This window comes from Bradyrhizobium sp. SZCCHNR2028 (genome assembly GCF_032380995.1).
Lineage (GTDB): Bacteria > Pseudomonadota > Alphaproteobacteria > Rhizobiales > Xanthobacteraceae > Bradyrhizobium.
Window position 1 is genome coordinate 77,897 of sequence record NZ_JAUHJF010000007.1, and the last position, 18,042, is coordinate 95,938.

An 18,042-nucleotide genomic window follows, 5' to 3' on the forward strand; every position below is an offset into this window, starting at 1 on the left:
CGCGGTGCTCAAAGCGGGCGGGGCCTATCTTCCGCTCGATCCGGACTATCCGGCCGAGCGGCTCGCGCACATGCTGAACGACAGCGGCGCCAAGCTGCTGCTGACGCAAGCCACGCTGCACGACCGTTTCGCGCCGGTGCTGGCCCGGAGCGAGGCCGAGGCATGGCTGCTCGAGGTGGCGGCTGGCGAGGGCCTCGGCCAGACCGATAATCTTGCTGTCGACGTGCATCCGGAGAGCCTCGCTTACGTCATCTACACCTCCGGCTCCACCGGTCGGCCCAAGGGCGTGATGGTGCGTCACGCCGCGGTGACGAACTTCCTGACGACGATGGCCGAGCAGCCGGGCATCGCGGCCGACGACCGCGTGCTGGCGTTGACCTCGTTGTCGTTCGACATCGCCGTGCTGGAGCTGTGGCTGCCGCTGACCCATGGCGCCCGGATCGTGCTCGCCGACCGTGCCGCGGCCCATGATCCGGTGGCGCTCAAGGCGATGGTGGCACGGCACGGCGTGACCACGGTCCAGGCGACGCCGTCGAGCTGGCGCATGCTGCTCGATCACGACGCGGCCGATACACACGAGACGGCTCCATGGCTGCCGAAGGGCTGTCGCCTGCTGAGCGGCGGGGAGGCGCTGGCCTCGGACCTGGCGCGGCGGCTGGGCGCGCTGGGCAGCGAGGTCTGGAACCTGTATGGGCCGACCGAGACCACGGTGTGGTCGGCGCGTCACCGCCTCGATGCGACCGATCCGGTGCCGCTGCTCGGCAGCCCGATCGGCAACACCCGGTTGTACGTGCTCGACACCGAACTCAATCTGGCGCCGGTCGGCGTCACTGGCGAGCTCTTCATCGGCGGTGACGGGCTCGCGCGCGGCTATTGGAAACGCGCCGCGTTGAGCGCGGAGCGCTTCATCCCGGATCCGTTCGGCAGCGACGGCGCGCGGCTGTACCGGACCGGCGACCTCGCGCGCTGGCGGGCCGACGGTGTGCTCGACTATGTCGGCCGCGCCGATCATCAGGTGAAGATCCGCGGACATCGGATCGAGCTCGGCGAGATCGAGGTGCGGCTGCGGGAGCAGCCGGGCGTGCGCGACAGCGTCGTCGTGGCGCAGGAGCTCGGCGGCGGCCGTCAATTGGTCGGCTATGTCAGCGGCGAGGATACGCTCGACGGCGGCGGCCTCCGCGCTGCGCTCGCAGCAGCGCTGCCGGACTACATGGTTCCGTCGCGCGTGATCGTGCTGCCGGAGCTGCCGCTGACGCCGAACGGCAAGATCGACCGCAAGGCGCTGCCGCGGCCCGATGTCGGGGCTCCCGAAGCGCATCGCATCGCCCCGCGCAATCCGACCGAGGCCGCACTCGCGGCGATCTGGGCAAAGCTGCTGCACAGGCCGGACGTCGGCGTCACCGACAATTTCTTCGAGCTCGGCGGCGACTCGCTGGTGGCCGTCCAGCTCGTCGGCCGCATCAAGCGCGATCTCGCGTGGGAGGTGCCGCTGAAGCGGTTGTTCGAACTGACCACGATCGAGGCCATGGCGTCTGCGCTCGCCGCGGACCCGCCGACGAGCGGGCGGAGTGACGACATCGCCGCCATGTTCGATCTGCTTGAGGAAGTTGAGTTCGCCAATGAATGATCAGTCCGGACTCCAGGCCCAGCAGCTCGGCGAAATCGCGCGTCGATTGGTGCGTCTCGATGCCTCGAAGCAGCGCGCGTTCCTGACGCAGTTGGCGGCCAAGGGGATCGATCTGTCGATCTTGCCGATCGCCCGGCAGCATCTGCAGCGCGCGCCGTTATCGTTCGCGCAGGCCCGCCTCTGGTTCCTGTGGCGGATGGATCCGGGCGGCTCCGCCTACAACATGCCGGTCGCGATCCGCCTGCGGGGTCGGCTTGATGTTGGTGCGCTCCAACGGGCGCTCGATGAACTCGTCATGCGCCATGCCGCGCTCCGCACGACGTTCCGGCAGGACGACGGCGAGGCGGAGCAGATCGTAGGGTTGCCGGCGCCTGTCGCGCTTCGCCGCATCGAGATCGCGGGCGATGACCGCGAGCAGCGGGCGAGCCGGCTGCTGCGTGAGGAAGCGGCGTTGCCGTTCGATCTGGAATCCGGACCGCTGCTGCGCGCGGCGCTGCTGGGTCTTGGCGAGCACGACCATGTCCTCTCGGTCACGCTGCATCACATCGTCGCCGATGGCTGGTCGATGCAGGTCCTCACCGACGAGTTCTGGCAGCTCTATCGCGCCGCCGTCCGCGGCGAGACCGCCTCACTGCCGGCGCTCGAGATCGACTACGCCGATTTCGCCGCCTGGCAGCGACTGTGGCTCGGTGCCGTCGAGGAGGAGCGGCAGCTTCGCTACTGGACCGGCCGTCTCCATGACACGGCCATGCTGCCGCTGCCGTTCGATCGGCCCAGGTCAGCCCAGGCCGATCAATCCGGCGATGCCATACGGCTGTCGCTCGGGGCGGAGCTTGCCGATCGCCTGCGCGAGCTGGCGCGGGGACAGCACACGACGTTGTTCGTCGTTCTGCTGGCGGCGCTGAAGCTGGTGCTCTATCGCTACAGCGGCCAGCCCGACATCAGCATCGGCGTTCCGCTCGCCAATCGCGACCGGTCGGAGACGCGGCGTCTGATCGGCCTGCTGGTCAACACCCAGGTGCTGCGCACACGGATCGACAGCCGGAGCACGATCGCCGACGTCATTCACGCCCTGCGCGAGGCCTCGCTCGAGGCCCAGGATCACCAGGATCTTCCGTTCGAGCGGCTGCTCGACGTGCTGCAGCCGCAGCGCAGCCTAAGCCAGACTCCGCTATTCGAGGTGCTCTATAACCATCAGCACCGGCGCGAGCCGGCGCATGCGCCGGCTGCGTCCGAATTGCAGATCGAGACGATCGCGGCAGAGATCGACACGGTGAAATTCGACCTCGCTCTCGACAGCGAGGAGGCGCCGTCGGGAGACGTCTCGGCGCTGTTCTCCTTTGCCACCGCGCTGTTCGACCGGTCGACCATCGCACGGTTCGCCGGGCATTGGCTCACGATCCTACAGGCGATGGTCGCGGATCCCACACGTCGGATCGCGGCATTGGAGCTGTTGTCGGCCCGGCAACGCGACGACGTCAGACAGTGGAACGCTTGCCCTCCCGCGCTCGTGCCGTTCCAGCCGGTGCATCGGATGTTCGCCCGGCACGCAAAGGAGACGCCGAGCGCAGCGGCCCTGGTGTTTGGGGCCGAGACGATCACCTATCAGGCGCTCGATCGCCGCGCCAACGCCATCGCGCAGCATCTTGCAACGCTCGGCGTTCGTCCCGGCGAGCTCGTCGGCCTCTCGATGCGGCGCTCGCCCGATCTCGTCGCCGGTTTTGTTGCCGTCCTGAAGGCCGGCGCGGCCTATCTGCCGCTCGATCCTGATCATCCGCCAGCGCGGCTGGCCGCCACCGTTCGAGATGCCGGCGCGCGCGTCGTGCTGGTCGATGCGGCGGGACTGTCGCAATGGCCGCCGATGCCGGGGATCGCGGTCGTCGATCTCGGCGCGATGGCGGCTGAGACGACGGAGAGCGACCCGGCGGTCGATGTCCATCCCTCGAGCCTCGCCTACGTGATCTATACGTCCGGCTCCACCGGCGTGCCGAAGGGCGTTGCGGTCGCTCACGGATCGTTCGCAATGCATTGCGAGGCCACAGCCGAGCTCTACGAGATGGGCCGGCAGTCGCGCGAGCTGCACTTCCTCTCCTTTACGTTCGACGGCGCGCATGAGCGGTTGTGGACCGCGCTGAGCTGCGGCGCGACCTTGGTGATGCGTGATGCCGATCTCTGGTCGGCGGAGAAGACGCTCGACGTGATGGGCGCGCAGCGGGTGACCAATGCCGGCTTTCCGCCGGCCTATCTGCAGCAGCTCGCCGACTTCGCGGCGTGGCGCGGCGATCCGCCGCCCGTGTCGCTGTATTCGTTCGGCGGCGAGGCAATGCCCAAATCCGGCTTCGACAATGTCAGGCAGGCGCTGCGGCCGCGCAAGCTGATCAATGGCTATGGTCCGACGGAGACGGTGGTCACACCGCTGGTCTGGAAGGTCGACGCCGATGCCGAGATCGACTGCGGCTATGCGCCGATCGGCCGTCCAGTCGGCCGGCGCTCGGCCTATGTTCTCGACGGCGATCTCAACATCGTTCCGGTCGGCGTCATCGGCGAGCTTCATATCGGCGGCGAGGGGCTCGCGGCCGGCTATTGGAATCGGCCGGCGCTGACGGCGGAGCGCTTCATCCCCGATCCGTTCGGCGCACCTGGCGCGCGGCTGTATCGCACCGGCGATCTGGCGCGCTGGCGCGCCGATGGCGTGATCGACTATGTCGGACGGTCCGACCATCAGCTCAAGATCCGCGGCTTTCGCATCGAGCCGGGCGAGGTCGAGGCACGGCTGACGCGGCAGACGGGTGTTCGGTCGGCGGTGGTGGTGGCACGCGAGATCGCCGGACGCCAGCAGCTCATCGGCTATGCCTGCGGCGAGGATGGCCTCGACGAGACGGGGCTGCGCGCGGCGTTGTCCGAGGAGCTGCCGGACTACATGGTTCCGGCCCGCATCGTACTGATGTCGCGGATGCCGCTCACGGCGCATGGCAAGGTCGATCGCGACGCCTTGCCGGTGCCCGAGCGGTTGTCTGCTGAGGCCGACTACGTCTCGCCGCAATCCCCGGCCGAACTGGAGCTGGCGGCGATCTGGGCTGAATTGCTCGGCCATTCGCGGGTCGGGCTGACCGACAACTTCTTCGAGCTCGGCGGCGATTCCATCATTTCATTGCAGGTGGTCGGACGTGCGCGCCAGCGCGGGCTTGCCATCGAGCCGCGCGACCTGTTCCGGCATCAGACGCTGCAGGAGCTGGCGCGGGTCGCGCGTCGCGATCGGGCCGTCGTTGCATCCGCTGAGCCGCTTGCGCGCGATGGCGATCCGGTGCCGCTGTTGCCGATCCAGCGCCGCTTCTTTGCCGAGGACGCCGGCGAACGGCATCACTGGAATCAGGCGTTGATGCTCGTGCCGTCGGCGCGGCTCGACTGGCGGGTGATGGCGCAGGCGGTCGAGGCCGTGGTGGCGCATCACGATGCCCTGCGGCTGCAATTCCGGCAAAGCGACGGAGAGTGGCAGGCGAGATACGGCGCGATGCCGGCGAGCGCCGATCTGCTCTGGATCCGCACCGTCGCCGATGCGGCTGAGATCACCTCGGCTGCCGCGACCGCGCAGGCAAGCCTGTCTCTGCAGGGACCGTTGCTGCGGCTCGTCGGCATGGACGTTGCCGACGGCAGCCAGAGGCTTCTCATCGTCGTGCATCATCTCGTCGTCGATGGCGTGTCCTGGCGCGTGCTGCTCGAGGACATCGCCTCGGCGTATCGACAGGTGGCGCAGGGCGCGGCCGCGATTGCTCTGCCTTCCAAGAGCCGGTCCATGGCGTCATGGGGCATCAGTCTCGAAGACTACGCCGCCAGCGAGGAGCTGGCTGGTCAGCTCGACTATTGGAGACAGCGGACTGCCGCCGGCGACGTGCCATGCGACGATGATCGTGGCGAGACCGATCGCGTCGCCGATGGCGAGGATGTCGTCGTGTCCTTCGATACCGACATGACCGGGCAACTGCTCAAGCAGGCGCCCGCTGCCTACAGGACCCAGGTCAATGACCTGCTGCTGGCGGCGCTGGCCCGCGCGGTCAGCCGCTGGAGCGGGCTCGATGAATGTCTGGTCGAGCTCGAAGGTCACGGCCGGGAAGACATTTTCGAGGGCTTCGACCTGTCGCGAACGGTCGGCTGGTTCACGACCGCGTTTCCCGTTCGACTCGCCGGCTGTGCTGGCGATAGCGCCACGCTGATCAGATCGATCAAGGAGGAATTACGGGCCATCCCGGCGCGCGGGCTCGGCTACGGCGTGCTGCGCTATTGCGGCAGCCCCGAGCAGCGCGCCGCCCTGACGGGCGGAGCCGAGCCGCGGATCGTCTTCAACTATCTCGGCCAGTTCGGCGCCGGCTCTGACCTTGCCTTCGCGCTCGCGCCGGAAAGCGCGGGGCCGTCACGCAGCGCCAGCGCGCCGCTCGGGCGCTGGCTCAGCATCAACGGTCAAGTGCTTGATGGCCAGCTGAGGCTGACATTCAGCTTCGGCCGCCGACGCTATCGCCGCGCGACGATCGAGCGGCTGGCCGCGTGCTATTCCGCGGCCCTGCGCGAACTCGTCGCGCATTGCACGAGCGGCGTATACGGCCTCACGCCGTCGGACGTTCCGCTCTCAGGCCTCAGCCAGCCGGAGCTCGACCTGCTCGGAGCGTCGCGCGATTGGCGCGATATCGAGGATATCTATCCGCTGTCGCCGATGCAGCAGGGCATGCTGTTCCACGCGCTGCGCGATGGTGACAGCGGCAACTATGTCAGCCAGATCGCCGTCGACATCAGCGGTGCGCACGCGGCGCGATTGCGCGCGGCGTGGCAGGCGGTGACGGCGAGACACGCGGTGCTGCGGACAGTGTTCGTGTGGAGAGAATTGTCGGGCGCGCCGCAGCAGGTCGTCCACCGGCAGGTTCCTGTCCCCTTCGTCGAGGAGGACTGGCGCGACCGTGTGGACTCGATGGATCAGGCCGCGCGTGACGCGGCGCTGGCCGATGTGGCCGCAGCCGAATGGCGGGCCGGCTTCGACCTGTCGCGTCCGCCATTGCAGCGGGTCCGTCTCATCGATCTCGGCGGCGGTGTGCACCGCCTGATCTGGACACATCATCACATCCTGCTCGACGGCTGGAGCGCGGCAAGGCTCATCGGCGAGATCATGCAGCATGTCGGTGGCGCGTCGCTGTCCGCCCCACGCGGCCGCTATCGCGACTACATTGCCTGGCTGCAGCAGCAGGATCGCGATGCGTCGAGTGCGTTCTGGGCACGCTCGCTCTCGACGGTCGGCGAGCCGAGCCTGCTTGCCGATGCGCTGGGCGGGCCGGCCGCGCCTGCCGACGGCCATGGCTCGATCGATCTCGTCATCGATGCGGCGACGACGGAGCGGCTGCAGGTCGTGGCGCGGCGCGAGCGGGTGACCCTGAACACGGTCGTGCAAGCGGCCTGGGGACAGCTGCTGCGGCGCTTGACCGGCCAGGATGTCGTCTGCTTCGGCGCCACGATCTCCGGCCGGCCGCCTGAGATCGCGGGCGTGGAGGAGACCGTCGGCCTGTTCATCAACACCGTGCCCGTGTTCGAGGATGCGAGACCTCAGACGTCGGTCGGTGATTGGCTGCGCGGTTTGCAGGATCGCAACGTCGACCTGCGCGAGCATGGCTGGATGCCGCTCCACGAGATTCAGCGGCTTGCGGGCCGCGCCGGCCGGCCGCTGTTCGACTCCATCTTCGTGTTCGAGAACTATCCGGTCGATGCGGCGCTGCGCGATCAGGCCGGCGAGGGGCCGCGTGCCAGCCGCGCCGAGCAGATCTCGATCACGAACTATGCGCTCACGGTCGCGGTGTTCGTGACGGACAGGGGCATCCGGCTTGGATTCCGCTACGATCGCAGCCGGTTCGACCAGGCGCAGATCGAGCGGATACAGGCAGCTTTCGCCTGTCTGCTCGCGCGCATTGCCGACGACGGCAGCCGACCGGTTGCAGAGCTGCATGGATTGGATGCCGCCGCTTTGCATCGAGTGCTCGGCTGGGGCTCGGGACCTGTCGCGCGGGCGGTGAATGACGACTTCGTCGACGTCGTGACGCAGATCGAGCAGCAGGTCGCACGGTCGCCTGCGGCCATTGCCGTGATCTCCGGTCAGGAGAGGATCAGCTACGCCGAACTGAATGCGCGGGCCAACCGACTGGCGCGACAGATCAGGCAGGCCGGCGTCGCTCTGGATGCTCCGGTCGGCTTGGCATTCGAGCGCAGCGACGACCTGGTCGTGGCTGTGCTGGCCGTTATGAAAGCCGGCGCCGGCTACCTGCCGCTCGATCCGGACTATCCCGCCAAGCGGCTCGCCGCGATGCTGTGCGACAGTGGCGCCCGGCTGGTGCTGACGCAGGCGCAACTGCGCGATCGGCTGATCGAGATCACGGCAGGGGTGGGCGCCGAGCTGATCGTGGTCGACGGCGCCCGTGAGGGGCGCGGTTTGCGCGCCACTGATGGCTCCGATGTTCGGATTCCGGTTCATGCCGAGAGCCTCGCCTATGTGATCTACACGTCCGGCTCAACCGGCGTGCCCAAGGGCGTGGCCTGCACGCGCGGCGCCCTGGCGGCACGGCTAGGATGGATGCAGAAGGAGTACGGGCTCGATCCCAGCGAAACGCTGTTGCAGAAGACGCCGTTCAGCTTCGACGTCGCGGTGTGGGAAATCCTGTGGCCGCTGATCGTCGGCGCGCGGCTTGCGATTGCAGCGCCAGGCGCACATCGCGAGCCGAAGCGGCTGATCGATGCGGTCACTGCGCATGGCGTGACCACGCTGCATTTCGTGCCGCAGATGCTCGCGCAATTCGTGGCTGAGCCAGAGGTTCAGCGGTGCGTGACCTTGAAGCGCCTGTTCTCCGGTGGCGAGGCCCTGCCGGTCCAGCTGAAGGACCAAGTCTATTCGGTGTTCCCGGCGATCCGGTTCGACAATCGGTATGGGCCGACCGAAGCGCTCATCAATGCCAGCTTCTGGAACTGTCGCGGGCCGAGCGGGTCGGGCGTGCCGATCGGCTTCCCGATCCCGGGCACGATCCTGCGCATTGTCGATGCCGATCTCAATCCGGTCGCCGAGGGAACGACGGGCGAGCTCCATATCGGCGGAGACGGGCTGGCGCGCGGCTATCTCGGGCGCGCGGCGCTGACGGCCGAGCGCTTCATTCCCGATCCTTTCGGACCTCCCGGCGCGCGGCTCTATCGAAGCGGCGATCTGGCGCGCTGGCGCAGCGACGGCGCCATCGCCTATGTCGGCCGGGCCGATCACCAGGTGAAGGTTCGCGGCTTCCGCATCGAGCTCGGCGAGATCGAAGCGCGGCTCCTGCAGCAGCCCTCGGTCAGCGCGGCCGTCGTGATCGCCAGGGATTTCGGCGTGGGTCGGCAGCTGGTCGGCTATGTCTGCGGCGACGGCGTGCTCGATGCTGCGACGCTGCGTGAGGCCCTGTCCGCAACGCTGCCGGACCACATGGTGCCGGCGCGGATCATGGTCCTCGACCGCCTGCCTCTGATGGTGAATGGAAAGGTCGATCGCAACGCGCTGCCGACGCCGGAGGCGCGCGCTGCAGCCGAGGGGATTGCGCCGCGGACGCCGGCCGAGGCTGCGTTGGCCACCATCTGGGCCGAGCTGCTGCATCAGCCGGATGTCGGGATGACCGACAATTTCTTCGAGCTCGGTGGCGATTCCATCATCTCGCTGCAGATGGTCAGCCGTGCGCGGCGGGCCGGCCTTCTGGTCGAGCCGCGAGACGTCTTCAAGCACCAGACGCTGGAAGCCCTGGCGCGCGACGCGCGGGTGATCGTCCGGCCGGAGACGACGGCAGAGCAGGGGCGCATCGCCGGGCCACTTCCGTTGCTGCCGATTCAGCTCCGCTTCTTCGAGCAGGAACTGGACGCCCCTGATCACTGGAATCAGGCTTTGCTGCTGCGGCCGCGGCGGCGGCTCGACTGGGACGTGTTGCGACGCGCAGCGGTGGCCGTCGTCGCGCATCACGACGCACTGCGACTGCGCTTCGAACGCATCGACGGTGTCTGGCGCGCCGAGCACGGGCCGGGGCCGGCTGTCTCGGACCTGTTGCGGTCGTGCGAGCTCGCCGACGGCGAGGCGGTCACCGCGCTCGCCGCAGAGGTCCAGGCGAGCCTCTCGCTCGCGCATGGTCGTTTGGTGCGGATGGCCGGCATCGATCTGCCGGAAGGCGAGCAGCGCCTCCTGATCGTGATCCATCACCTCGTGATCGACGGCGTGTCGTGGCGCGTGCTGCTGGAGGATCTCGCGGCTGCCTACGAGCAGCTCATGCGCGGGCAAGAGGCGACACTGCCGGCCAAGACGCACGCCTACGCCCAATGGGGCGCAGCGCTACGCGCACACGCGGCCTCGGATGCGCTGGTTGCCGAGCTGGACTACTGGTCAGGGCTCCGGCGGGCGGACGACGTGCCATGCGATTCTGATCATGCGGATCGGGATACGATCGCCGACGCCGACGACGTGCCGCTTGCGATCGACGCCGAGCTGACCGCGCGTCTGCTGGGTACGGCGCACGGCGCGTACAGAACCCAGGTCAATGATCTGCTGCTGTCGGCGCTCGCGCGCGCGGTATGGCAGTGGTCGGGCCGCGAAATCATGACGGTCGAGCTCGAAGGCCACGGCCGCGAGGATCTGGGCGGCGGGCTCGATCTGTCACGAACCATCGGCTGGTTCACGACTGCGTTTCCGGTACATCTGATGGCTGGATCGCAGCCACCCGCGGTGCTGATCAAGACGACCAAGGAGATGCTGCGGTCAGTCCCCAGCCGGGGACTTGGTTACGGCGTCCTGCGCTATCTGGGTTCTGATGCCCAGCGTGCGACGCTGACGACGGGAGCGCAGCCGCGCATCGGGTTCAACTATCTCGGTCAGGTCGATGGCAGCACGGATGAGACTGCACTGTTCTCGATCGCGCCCGAGAGCGCCGGCCCGTCGCGCGCGGCATCGAGCCCGTTGCGCCACCATATCGCCATCAATGCGAGGGTGCTCGACGGTCGTCTGGAGCTATCGTTCGGCTTCAGCAGAAAGCGCTATCGACGCGAGACCGTGACCCGCGTCGCAGGCTGTTTCGAGGCGGCGCTTCGTGAGCTGGTCGATCACTGCACGAGCGGCGTCCATGGCGTGACGCCATCCGATGTGCCGCTGTCGAAGCTGAGCCAGGCCGAGCTCGACGCGCTGACGCTGGATTGGCGCGAGGTCGAGGACCTCTATCCGTTGTCGCCGATGCAACAGGGCATGTTGTTCCACGCGCTGCACGACGACGGCACCGGGGTCTACGTCAATCAGGTCGCGGCCGAGATCCGCGGTCTCGACGCCGGCAGGCTGCGGGCCGCATGGCAGGCTGTCAGCCATCGTCATGCCGTGCTTCGCACCGGCTTCTTGTGGCGTGAATTGTCAGGAACGCCGCAGCAGGTCGTGCATCGTGACGCCGACGTTTCCTTCGTCGAGGAGGACTGGCGGGAGCGCGCGGCTGGGCTGGCTCCGGCCGCCTTGGATGCTGTGCTCACGACGGTTGCAGACCGCGAGCGCGTCGACGGCTTTGATCTCTCGCGGCCGCCGCTGCAGCGCGTGAGGCTGATCCGGATCGCCGACGATGCGCACTGGCTGATCTGGACTCATCATCATATCCTGATGGACGGCTGGAGTTCGGCCCGCTTCATCGCCGAGGTGATGCAGCACGAGGAGCAGGCGGCGCTGCAGGGACAGCCGCCGCGCTACCGCGACTACATCGCCTGGCTGCAGGCGCAGGACCATGGTGCTGCGGCCGGGTTCTGGCGAGCGGCGTTGGCCAAGCTCGACGAGCCGAGCCTGCTGGCGCAGCCTGCGGTCGACGGGCGCGTGGGCCATGGCTCGCTCACCATGGCGGTGGACGTCGATCTCAGCGAGCGACTGCAACGTTTCGCGACCCGCGAGCGGGTCACGCTGAACACGGTGATGCAGGCGGCATGGGCGCAATTGCTTCGTCGATTCACCGGCCAGGACACGGTCTGCTTCGGTGTGACGGTGTCGGACCGACCCGCCGGGCTCGCCGGCGCCGAGGAGATGGTCGGTCTCTTCATCAACACCTTGCCGGTGGTCGACGCCGAGAATCCGCAGCAGCGGATCGGCGCGTGGTTGCGCGACCTGCAGGATCGCAATCTCGCCTTGCGGGATCACGGCTGGATGCCGCTGGCCGACATCCAGCGGATCGCGGGCCGGGCAGGGCGTCCGCTGTTCGACAGCATTCTCGTGTTCGAGAACTATCCGGTCGACGAGGCCTTGAAGACCAAGGATGGCCGCCTGAGCGTCAGCCGGACGAGGATCTTCGAAACGAGCAACTATCCGCTGTTCGTGAGCGTCGGTCTCGAAAGAGAGCTGCGGTTGGTGTTCAATTTCCAGCAGCAACATTTCGACGAAGTCGAGATCCGTCGGCTGCAGATGGCGTTCGTGCAACTGCTCGCGGCCATCACTCGCGATGCCGAGCAGGCGGTCGGCTGCATTGCGGCCGATGATTCCGCAGACCTCGCGCTGCTGGCGCGGGTCAACGATTCGGCGGGGGCCGTGACGACACCGAGCGTCGTCGCTCAGTTCGAGGCGCAAGCAGAGCGCGCGCCCGATGCGATCGCGCTCGTGCACAATGAGGAGACGATCAGCTATGGCGCGCTGAACGCGCGCGCGAACCGGCTCGGCCACAGGCTCAGGGAGCATGGCGTAGGTCCCGACGTGGTGGTGGGGCTGGCGCTCGAGCGCGGTGTCACGATGATGGTGGCGCTGCTCGCGGTGCTCAAGACAGGCGGAGCCTATCTGCCGCTCGATCCGGACTATCCGGCCGAGCGTCTCGCGCACATGCTGAGCGACAGCGGCGCGAAGCTGTTGCTGACGCAAGCGACGCTCCACGACGGGCTCGCGCCGGTGCTGGCAGGCGGCCACGCCCAGGCTTGGCTGCTGGACGAGGTGGCTGGAGAAGAAAGGGTCGACGCAGGCAATCTCGACGTCGCCATCCATCCTGAAAGCCTCGCTTACGTCATCTACACCTCCGGCTCGACCGGCCTGCCCAAGGGCGTGATGGTGCGCCATGGCGCCGTGACGAATTTCCTGGCGACGATGGCTGAGCAGCCCGGCATTGCGCGCGACGACCGCGTGCTCGGTTTGACCTCGCTGTCGTTCGACATCGCGGTGCTCGAGCTCTGGCTGCCGCTGACGCGTGGCGCTCGGATCGTGCTGGCGGATCGCGCCTCACCCCATGATCCGGCGGCCTTGAAGGCGATCGTGGCCCGGCAGGGCGTGACCATGATCCAGGCGACGCCGTCGAGCTGGCGCATGCTGCTCGATCACGACGACGGTTTGCACGGATGGCTGCCTCGGGGCTGCCGGTTGCTGAGCGGCGGCGAGGCGCTGGCTCCCGACCTGGCGCTCCGGCTGCTCGCGCTCGGAGACGAGGTCTGGAACCTGTTTGGACCGACGGAAACCACGGTGTGGTCGGCGCGCCATCGGCTCGATGCGCGCGATCCCGCACCCGTCCTGGGCGGCCCGATCGGCAGCACAACGCTCCATGTGCTTGACGGCGGTCTCAACCGCGCGCCCGTCGGCGTGCCAGGCGAACTCTTCATCGGTGGCGAGGGCCTGGCCCGTGGCTATTGGAGCCGTCCGGCGCTCAGCGCCGAGCGCTTCATTCCCGACCCATTCGGCGATCCCGGTGCGCGGCTGTACCGGACCGGCGATCTGGCGCGGTGGCGGCCCGATGGATTGCTCGATTATGTCGGCCGCGCCGATCACCAGGTGAAGATCCGCGGCCACCGTATCGAGCTCGGCGAGATCGAGGCGCGGTTGCGATCACAACCCGGCGTGCGCGACAGCGTCGTGGTGGCGCAGGAACTCGGCGGCGGCCGGCAGCTCGTCGGCTATGTCAGCGGCGACGATGCGCTCGACGGGGCCGAGCTGCGCGCGACTCTCGCGTCAGCGCTGCCAGACTACATGGTGCCGTCGCGCGTGATGGTGCTGCCGCGGCTGCCGCTGACACCAAACGGCAAGATCGATCGCAAGGCGTTGCCGTTGCCCGATACGCGGCTTGGACAGGGACAGCGCATCGCGCCACGCAATCCGACCGAGGCCGCACTCGCTGCGATCTGGGCCGAGCTGCTGCACCAGGTGGATGTCGGCGTCACCGACAACTTCTTCGAGCTCGGCGGCGACTCGATCATCTCGCTGCGGATGGTCAGTCGCGCACGTCGCGCCGGTCTCGAGCTGGAGCCGAGAGACGTGTTCCGGCTGCAGACGATCGAGCTGCTCGCGCCGGCTTGCCTGGTGGCGCGGAACGACCAGCCCCCGGTTACCGTCGCGCGCGGCGCATTGTCGGGGCTGACGAGCGAGGAGCTCGCGCGGCTTGGTGTCGACTGGGACCGCATCGAGGACGTCTATCCGCTCTCGCCGATGCAGCAGGGCATGCTGTTTCACAGCCTGCGCGATGCCGGCAGTGGCGTCTATGTCAACCAGGTCAGCGTCGAGATCCGAGGGCTGGACGTCGAGCGGCTGCGCAGCGCGTGGCAGGAGGTCTCTGCTTGTCATCCGATGTTGCGCACCGGTTTCCTCTGGCGCGAGCTGTCCGGCGCACCGCTGCAGGCGGTCCATCGCGAGGCGAGCGTGCCGTTCACGACGGAAGACTGGCGCGGACAGGCCGTCGATGAGGCGCGGCTGTCAGCGGCCCTGGCCGCAGAGCGTGACGCCGAGTTCGATCTCGCGGTACCGCCGCTGCAGCGTGTCCGCCTGTTGCAACTCGACCGCGATCGCCATCGTCTGATCTGGACTTACCACCACATCCTGATGGATGGCTGGAGCTCGGCCCGCTTCATCGCCGAAATCCTGCAGCGCTATGCCGGGCGGGAGCTCACGGCTCGTTCGGCGCACTATCGCGACTATGTTGCCTGGCTTCTGGCCCAGGACGCGCAGGCGGCCGAGCGCTTCTGGCGAGGACAACTCACGGCCTTCGACCAGCCGACGCAACTGGCCGATGCCTTCGGCGCGCGGCGCCACGATGCGCACGGACATCGCCGCTGCTACACGCGGCTCGACAAGGATGCGACCGCGGAATTGAAGGCGTTCGCACGGCACGAGCGCATCACGCTGAACACGCTCATCCAGGGCGTCTGGGCGCTGCTGCTGCAGCGCTACACCGACCAGCAGACCATCACGTTCGGCGTCACCGTCGCTGGCCGTCCGCCCGGTCTCGATGGCGCCGAGCAGATGATCGGCCTGTTCATCAATACGCTGCCCGTGATCGAGACGCCTTCGCCGGCCGCAACGATCGGTGACTGGCTGCGCGCCATGCAGGACCGAAACGCCGCGATCCGCAACTTCGAGCAGACGCCGCTCTACGACATCCAGAGCTGGGCCGGGCGTGCCGGCGAGACCATGTTCGACAGCATCATCGTGTTCGAGAACTATCCGGTCGAGCGTGGCCTGCTGCAGGGTGACGGCTCGCTTCAATTCGGCGAGCTGCGCAATGTCGACGTCACCAACTATCCGATGGATCTGTCCGTCTTGGTCGAGGATACGCTGCAGGTCGAATTCACCTATATGCCGAGTCACTTCACGCCGGATCAGGCGGAGCAGGTGAGGGCACAGTTCGAACATCTGCTTGCGGTCATGATGCGAAGTCCGGATGCCCCGCTCGGCGCGATCGATGCGGCGGCTGCTCAGGACGTGCAGCGAGCACGTGTCTGCAATGGTCGGGCGGCGTCTGCCGCGACGCGTCCGCTCGTGCACGAAATGATCGGCGGTCATGCACAGCGCAATCCTGAGCGTGTCGCTCTCACGATCGGCGGCAGCAACGTCTCCTACGGCGAGCTCGATCGTCGCGCCAATCGGCTCGCGCACCATCTCATCGAGGCCGGGCTCGGGCCGGACCAGCGAGTCGGGGTCGTCGTCGAGCGCAACGACGCCACGATGGCCGCGCTGCTCGCCGTGCTGAAGGCCGGCGGAGCCTATGTGCCGCTCGATCCCGAGCTGCCGCCGGACCGCATTGACTTTGTGATGCGTGACGCCGGCATCACGGTCCTGCTGTCCGGCTCGCGTCACATCGCCGCCATCGCCGGCGTTCGGGCCATCGATCTCGCCTCGTTTGATTTCGAAGCCGGTCCGCATCATGCGCCGGATCCTCATCTGCATCCGGAGAACCTCGCTTATGTGATCTACACGTCAGGATCGACCGGGCGGCCGAAGGGCGTTGCGGTTTCGCATGGCCCGCTCGCGATGCATTGCAGGGCGACCGCTTCGCTCTACGAGCTCGATGAGCACGCAAGCGAGCTGCATTTCCTGTCGCTGGCGTTCGACGGCGCACATGAGCGCTGGCTCACGGTGCTGTCGCAGGGCGCAAGGCTGGTCATGCGCGATGCGGAGCTATGGACGCCCGAGCAGACCGTTGCGACGCTTCATGCCCAGCGCATCACGCACATCGGCCTGCCGCCGGCCTATCTCCAGCAGGTCGCCGAATGGGTGGACCAGACCGGCAATCCGCCGCCGGTGAGGCTGTATTCGTTCGGCGGCGAGGCCATGCCGAAGGCCGGCTTCGACAAGGTCAGACGGACGCTGAAGCCGCAGATCCTGATCAACGGATATGGTCCGACCGAGACCGTCGTGACACCGCTGGTCTGGAAGGTCGACGGCAACACGGACTGCGACAAGGCCTATGCACCGATCGGCAGTCCCGTCGGCCGCCGCACGGCCTACATCCTCGATGTCTTCCTGAATCTCGTTCCAGCGGGCGCCGCCGGCGAGCTCTACATCGGCGGGTTCGGGCTCGCGCGCGGGTACCACGCCAAGCCAGGCATGACGGCGGAACGCTTTGTGCCGGATCCATTTTCGACGAACGAGGGCGCACGTCTCTACCGCACCGGCGACCTTGCGCGATGGGATGCGAGCGGCACGATCGTATATCTCGGACGCAGCGACGATCAGGTCAAGGTCAGCGGCTTCCGGATCGAGCTTGGCGAAATCCAATCGGCTTTGCTGAGCGACCCAGCAGTCGCGCAGGCCGCCGTGATCGCCGTACCCGGAGCGGGTGGCAATCAGCTGGTGGCCTATGTGGCGCCGCGAGCGCCATGCGACGCCGCCGCCGCTGCGGCCGAGCGGCTGTCCGCGGCGCTGACTGCCGCGCTGCGCCGGACCTTGCCGGCCTACATGGTGCCGGCTCGCATCATCGTGCTCGAGCGTCTGCCGACGCTGTCGAGCGGCAAGGTCGATCGCAAGGCGTTGCCGGCGCCGGACACCGCTGCCGTGGCCGCGTTCATCGCGCCGGAAAGCGCTGCCGAAGTCGCGATGGCGAAGCTGTGGGCGGAGGTTCTCGGCGTCGCGCAAGTCGGCGTCACCGACAACTTCTTCGAACTCGGCGGCAATTCGATTCTCAGCCTCAAGGTGATCGCGCGACTTCGCCGCGACCCGGTCCTCGATGGCGAGATCAAGCTGCGCGATCTCCTGCAGAAGCCGACCATTCGCGCCTTGCTCGGCACCCCCGCAGCATCATCCACGCGGCCGTCGGCGCTGCTGCCCCTGAGTTCGCCGGTCGATGGCACGCCGCCGGTGTTCTGCCTTCACGGCGGATTCGGCACGGTGTTCGACTATGCGCCGCTGGCGCGCCGTCTGGAGGGACAGAGACAACTGATCGGACTGCAGTGCCGGACGCTGATCGAACCGTCCTTCATCGACGAGTCGCTGGCGGCAATGGCCGTGGGTTATGTCGATGAGATCGTGCGGAAGCAAAGCAAGGGACCCTATCATCTGATCGGCTGGTCGCTTGGCGGACTGGTCGCGTGCCTGGTTGCTGCAGAACTTGAGCGGCGCGGTGAGCGGGTCGAGCGCCTGGCGCTGATCGACAGCTTCGTTCCGCATCCGCATGGTGGCGAGCACCCGTCGGTCGGACGGCACTGGACCGACGATGTGCTGGCGCTGCTGTCGGTCACGGTACCGGACGTACAGTCTTCAGCGATCACGTCGCAGGTGTCGGCGATCCGCTCCGCCGACGCGCCGGTGACGGACGAGGTGATCCGGCGCCTGGTCGCCGATGCAATCGGCATGGCGCCACTGCAGCCGCGCGACGGTCTTCTCGGCGTCGACGATATCGTCGCGGCCTTCAGGGTCGGGCGCCACCTCGCGCAACTGGCTCGGGCGGCCGAATGGCCGGCCGATCTCGTTGCAGCACCCGGCTGCTGGTGGACGTCCGGCCGGCTTCGACAGCGCGATCGGCTCGCGGCGCGGCTGCCGCACGCGGCGGATTGTGGCGTGGCCGGCGACGACCACTTCTCGATCCTTAGCAACGAATCCTTCCTGGCGGCGCTCGGCGCGTGGCTGGTGCCCGTCCGGGCGGCGCAGGCATCGCCGGATCTGCAGCCCGAACCGGCTGAATGAGGTGATC

At 67.8% G+C, this 18,042-nt stretch carries 2 protein-coding genes (1 of these 2 running past the window's edge); both read left to right on the forward strand.

From position 1 onward, the window contains the following. Positions 1-1,627, forward strand: partial view of a non-ribosomal peptide synthetase gene (locus QX121_RS13895; protein WP_315812222.1) — the final stretch only. 4,973 nt of this gene lie to the left of the window's left edge; only the last 1,627 of its 6,600 coding nucleotides appear in the window; its start codon lies beyond the left edge, outside the window; the stop codon is at positions 1,625-1,627. Next, a complete protein-coding gene (locus QX121_RS13900; protein ID WP_315812223.1) occupies positions 1,620-18,035 on the forward strand; it encodes a non-ribosomal peptide synthase/polyketide synthase in 16,416 nt (5,471 codons plus the stop codon). Before QX121_RS13895 ends, QX121_RS13900 begins: the two co-directional genes overlap by 8 nt. The last annotated feature ends 7 nt before the right edge of the window (positions 18,036-18,042 follow it).

What these genes read in the sequence shown, in the direction of transcription:
- QX121_RS13900 (WP_315812223.1), top strand. Translation starts at nt 1,620, where the DNA reads ATGAATGATCAGTCCGGACTCCAGGCCCAGCAGCTCGGCGAAATCGCG.